The 6,000-nt window shown below is 60.8% G+C and carries 1 protein-coding gene; it reads right to left on the bottom strand.

The features are described 5' to 3' along the window. Window positions 1–5,242 (bottom strand): InlB B-repeat-containing protein (locus G1C94_RS02530; RefSeq protein ID WP_172144332.1); only part of this gene is annotated, 5,242 nt, incomplete at its 3' end. Window positions 5,243–6,000 lie beyond the last annotated feature (758 nt).

Here is a 6,000-nt window from a genome sequence, read left to right as displayed (position 1 = left end):
CCGGGTCGAACGCCTCGTCGATCGGGGTCCACTTGGGGTGCAGCTTCTTGCCGGCAGCGTCCTCCGCGTTGGTCACGGGGTTGCCGTCCTCGTCGTACCAGCCGTCGAACTTGTAACCCGGCTTGGTCGGCACGGGCAGCTTGCCGTCCTCGCCCGTCCAATCGTCGGGCAGGGTCACGTCGCCGTCCACGTCGAACGTGGTCGGCAGCTTGGTCCAGTGGGCGGTCAGCTTCTTGCCGGCCGCGTCCTTCAACGTGGTGACCTTGTTGCCGTCCTCGTCATACCAGCCGTCGAAACGGTAACCGTCACGACTCGGGGTCGGCAGCTCGCCGTCCTCGCCCGTCCAATCGTCCGGCAGCTGACCGCCGTCGGGGTCGAACGCGTCGTCGATCTTCGTCCACTTCGCATGCAGCTTCTTGCCGACAGCGTCCTTGACCGTGGTGACCTGGTTGCCGTCCTCGTCATACCAGCCGTCGAACTTGTAACCCGGCAGCGTCGGGGTGGGAAGCTCGCCGTCCGCACCGGTCCAGTCGTCGGGGAGCTGGCCGTCGCCGGGGTCGAACGCGTCGTCGATCTTCGTCCACTTGGCCGTCAGGTTCTTGCCCACCGCATCCTTCAGGGTGGTCACCTGGTTGCCGTCCTCGTCGAACCAGCCATCGAACTTATAGCCGTCGCGGGTCGGAATCGGCAACTGGCCGTCCGAACCCGTCCAGTCGGACGGGATCGTGCCGCCGTCCGGGTTCAACCCGTCGGTGCTCGCGTTCTTCGTCCACTTGGCCGTCAGGGTCTTGTCACCCGTGTCGGAGGCGCTGATACCACTGACGAGGTTGCCCTTCGCATCGGCCCAGCCGGCGAACGTGTAACCCTCGCGAGTCGGGTTCTTCAGGCTGGCGACACCCACACCATACGTGTACGTGCTCGGGTTCTTCGGGTCCGTGCCGCCGTCGAGCTTGTACGTGATCTTGTACATGTTGGCCTTCCACGTGGCGTTCACCTGCAGCATCGACTGCTCGAACTTACCCGACACGTTCCTGTCCCAGCCGGTGAACGTGTAACCCGTGCGCGTCGGGTTCGCAGGCGTAGTGTACGTGGTGCCCAAAGCGCCGGACTGGATATTGGACGCGTTGCCGTCCGCATCGGTGCCGCCGTTGTAGGCGAACACCACCACACCGGTCGAATTCTGCACATACTGCGCCGTCAGCGTCACGTCCTTGCCCGGCATGGTCAGGTTCGCCAGCTCGTCACTGGTGACCAGACCAAACTCGTCGCTCAGCCAGCCGACGAACGACCAGCCGGCCTCGGAAGCGACCTCCGGGGCGGTGACCTTCGCGTCCTTCAGGCTCGCGTCGGTCGCCACCGTGTAGCCGGTGGTGCCCGTCAGCGTGCCGTGATCACCCTTATTGAACGTGAGCGTGTTCTCGTTCGCGGTCCAATCGGCCGTCAGCACCAGCGACGCCGCATCGAACGTACCCGAAGGATCAACCTTCTTACCATCCGCAAGCCACTGCTTGAACGTGTACCCGTCCTTCGTCGGATTCGCGGGAACCTCATACTTCGTGCCCAACGGGCCCGACAGGCTCGTCCACGCATTACCAGCCGCATCCGTGCCGCCATTGAAGTTGAACATCACCGTGGCCGTCGCGTTCTGCGCATACTGCGCCGTGAACTCCACGCTCTTGGCGGGCATGACCAGGCTGGACAATTGGTCGGAAGTCACCAGGCCGAACTCCTCGGACTGCCAGCCAACCAGAGACCAACCGGCCTCGGCCTCAACCGTCGGAACGGTGACGCCGGCGTCGCCCAGTTTCGCGTCCGTGGCAACCTGATAGTCCGTGGTGCCCGTCAGCGCGCCGTGATCGCCCTGCTTGAACGACACGGCATACGAGTCCGCCTCCCACTGGGCCGTGTACACGGTCGTGCCATCCGTGGCGTACGTGCCGGACGGCTCATTGCCATCCGCGTCCTGCCACTTGACGAACGTGTAACCATCACGCGTCGGGTCCGAGGGCTTGGCATAGGCCTCGCCCTGCTTGCCCTCGCGGGTCACGCTGGAGTCCTTGCCGTCGATCAGGCCGCCGTTCGCGTTGAACACCGCCTTCGCGCCGTTGTTCGGCTCGTACTGAGCGGTGAACGTGACATTCCGGTTCAGGCCGGAGACGACGTACTTATCCTTCACGCCGTCCTTGCCGTACAGCAGGTCGTCCTCGCTGGACTTCCAGCCCACGAACGTGTACCCGGCCTGAGGCGTCGCGGTCGGCTCGCCGGTGACCTTATTACCGGACTCCACCGTGTAGGTCGACTCACCCTCCAGCGACACGCCATCGCCCTTGTCGAACGTCACCGTGTTCGGGTTCACCGTCCACTCGGCCGTGTAGGTCACCGACTGGTACGTCGTGGACAGGGTCTTGTCCCACTGCTTGAACGTGTAACCCGTACGCGTCGGCTCCTCGGCCGCGGCGGTCTTGTCGGCGTCGGAATACTCCGCGCCCTCCAGGCCGGTCAACACCAGGGACGAATCATTGTTCTTGTTGTAGCCGCCGGCGTAGTTGTAATGCACCTCCACACTCGACTCCGGCACAAACTTCGCCGTAAACGTAATATCCTTGTTCGCACCAGACACGACATACGCGTCCACGCTGTCCTGCGAATACACCTTGCCGTTCTCGCTGGACACCCAGCCAACAAAACGATACCCGCCATCAGCCGTCACCGTGGGCTTGCCGCCGACCTTCTCACCGGTCAGCACCTGATACGTCGTGTTGCCCGTCAGACTGCCGTGCTTATCCTCGTCGGACACCACGAAATTCACGTTATTGGTGTTCTGCTTCCACTGGGCCGTATACGTCACCGACGCATACTTACCCGTAACAGCCGGGCTCCACTCCTTGAACGTGTAACCCGTACGGGTCAACTTCGTCGTATCCGGAACCTTGGCCTTGGCCTCGTCGGTGTACTCGGTGCCATCCACGCCCTTAAGCGTCACGGACGTGTTGTTATCAGCGTCATGGCCGCCATTGAAGTTATACACCACACTCACCTCAGGCAGCTGCTCGTACACCGCAGTGAACTTCAAACCAGCCTGAGCCTTCAAATCACCAACCTGCGACGGCTGATACACCGGACCCAACGTCTCATTGTTATCCGCATCGGTCACACTGGACTGCCAGTACAGGAACCTCCAACCAGCATCAGCATCCACAGTCGGACCATCATCCGGAAGATTCGTATCCGTGCTCAACTTCTGCTCAGTCGTCACCAACAACGAGCTCGGCGTGGTAGCGGTCAGCTCGCCGTGCTTGTTATCGCCCTCGCCCGCGGAGAACGTAACCGTGGTGGGCTTCGCGGTCCACGTGGCCGTGAACGTCACATCCGCCGTATACGACGCCGTCGCATCGCCCACGGCCGGAGGGGTCACGGTCGCCGGGTCCGCGGTCCAACCAGCGAACGCGTAACCCGCACGAGACGGAACCGGCACATCATACGAAGTGCCCTCACGACCCGTCAACGTCTTCGACGACGCCTTATCCGCATCCACACCGCCGGCGTAGTCGAACCGGACCGTCATCTTATCCGTATCCTCATACTGAGCAGTAAACGTCACATCCACACTCGGCGTCAGCTTACCCACATCCTCCGGCGAATACACCGAACCATCCACACTCGACTTCCAACCGGCAAACTTCTTACCAGCCCCAGTACCGGCAGCAGTCATACTCACATCAGGCTGCTTGTAACCCGTCGCAGCGGAAACCGCCTTGCCGTTCTCCACCGACAAGGAGTCGGGCGTGGCGTTCTTCATCTCGCCGTACGTCTTCGCCGTAGCATCCCCGCCAAGCACAAACGCCACCTGACGCAACACCTTCGCCGAGACCGACACATTACCCGTCACATTCTCGGCCTTGATCGCCAGCTCGCCGGTAGCCGTATCGAACGTGTAATCCGTATCCTTCGTCAGCTTCTTGCCGCCAACAGACACCGACACCGACGACACATCCAACGAACGACCATCAGCAGCCTTGGTAGCAGTCAACGTCGTCGAAAACGCCTCACCCACCAACGCCTTCGACGCCGTATTACTACTCGTCACATCGTCCAAATCATACGACACATCAACACGCTGCACTGTAGCAGAAACAGTAGTGCCATCCGGGATCGAAACATTCTCAAACTCAACATAAGTATTCATAGTGGGGCCAGGACGAATATCATTCCACTGACCCGAATCTCCCCTACCATACTCGCCACAACCTTCAGCACCGCCAGAAGCATCAGGTTGACCGGGGTTCCAATTGGTGTATACGCCTTCGGGGGCTTCACCGGTCGACGCTTTGTTGGTGGTCCAGAGCATTGTTCCGGCGCTCGGGCCCGTCACCCAATACCAAGCCTCACCCCAACCAATATCCCCGTCCTGCTGGGTGACACTGAACGTATTGCCGTCCATCTTGGCACGCTCCGCAGTCGTGAAACGGGTCGCACCAAACCAACCATACGCGTTGCCGAACGACTTATAGATAAGGTTGTGCTCGCCGGCCGACTCAATGGTCAGCAAATGACCCTTCTGAGCCAAGAGTGTCGTGGACTTCGCCGCAGCATACGCGTCGCTCCAGTTCATCGGCTGATCGTCGATGAGTGCGTATGCGTGGCCGTTGTACAGGATCGCCTTATACTTCTTGCCGTTGTACTCGGCCTGCAGCGAGTCGCCGACGACGGTGACGGTCACGTTCTGTTCCGTGTCGCCGTCCATGGTGAACTTCAGACCCTGCAGATACGTCTGCAGGTCGTTCGCCGTGATATTCGCACTGCCGTCACCCATTTTGAACGTCACATACGTGTACTTCCCGCCAGCCTTCACATCAACGCCGTCCACGTACGAACCGTACTTGTCGTTACCGGACTCATCCTGACCCGACTCGCCGCTCAACGCACCCTGCGCCTCCGCAGTGCCCGGCGCAGCAGCAGCCGGAGTGAAGTAGCCGGAGTCGACCTGCACCACGACATACGAGCTATTGCCGCCCGTCACGCTGGCGTTGCCCAACTGGTACGACGCGTCCTCGGTATCGCTACCGGCCTGGACATTGGTCTTCCTGTTCTCGTTGAGCGTCACCGACGGCTTGTCGGCAGCCCACACCGCGGGCACAGCCACCGCCAGCACCATCAACGCAGCCAAACCGGCCGCCACTACGGCAACCAGCCAACGCGACAACCCGCGCCTCAGGCCGCTTTGAGATGAAAATCTCACCATAAGAAACTCCTAAAAATTCCTTTATTCTTCAACCAACCCTCCCCCAACACAAGACGACGCTTTCCCGCGCGGAATCCCGCGCGCGAAAAGCGCCCTCCCGAATCGGGGGAGGAGGAAACCCCACGCACACTGGCCAACCGGAATATCCGGCCGTCCCGGTGGGACGGGGGTCACCAATAGCCCTGAAAGCTACCCCCCCCCGCGACAGCGAGATCACGAAACTCGCCTCCCAGCAATCGACATAAACCCCCGAAAACCACCAGTCCCGCCAAAAACCAAACCCCAGAAAAAAGACACGCCACAAACACCCAACACGGCAGAGACGAGGAACGAACCGGCTACGCCAGAATGCCCCAGGCGGATGTTGCCGTGTGAGACGTAAGACTTGGCCTACCGGCCCGGAGGGTGTCGAACACGGCAACATCCGCCGCCCGACACCGGACTAGTCAAACAACACGAAAGCCTAACGAAACGCACACTGAGAACGGGAAAGATGGACGCTGTTATGCACACAAGTGGCGATATGCACACTGGGAACGGAGACAATGAGCACTGCAATCCGAGACACACTGAGAACGGAAAAACGAGCACTGCGACTCAAAACAGACCAAGAACAATAGCAACGCACACTGCGACTCAAACACACAGGGAACGAGTTCGCCGCGTCGGCATGGGTCTACAGAGGACACGGGAACGATCTACTACCGCAAAATGACGCCGTCCGTTGATATCGACACGAACAGCCCACTGGGCTGTTC

The sequence above is a fragment of the Bifidobacterium panos genome, assembly GCF_012932445.1.
Classification (GTDB): Bacteria; Actinomycetota; Actinomycetes; order Actinomycetales; family Bifidobacteriaceae; genus Bifidobacterium; species Bifidobacterium panos.
Note: the sequence above shows the minus strand (reverse complement) of the source record. Positions and strands in the feature narration are given on the sequence as shown.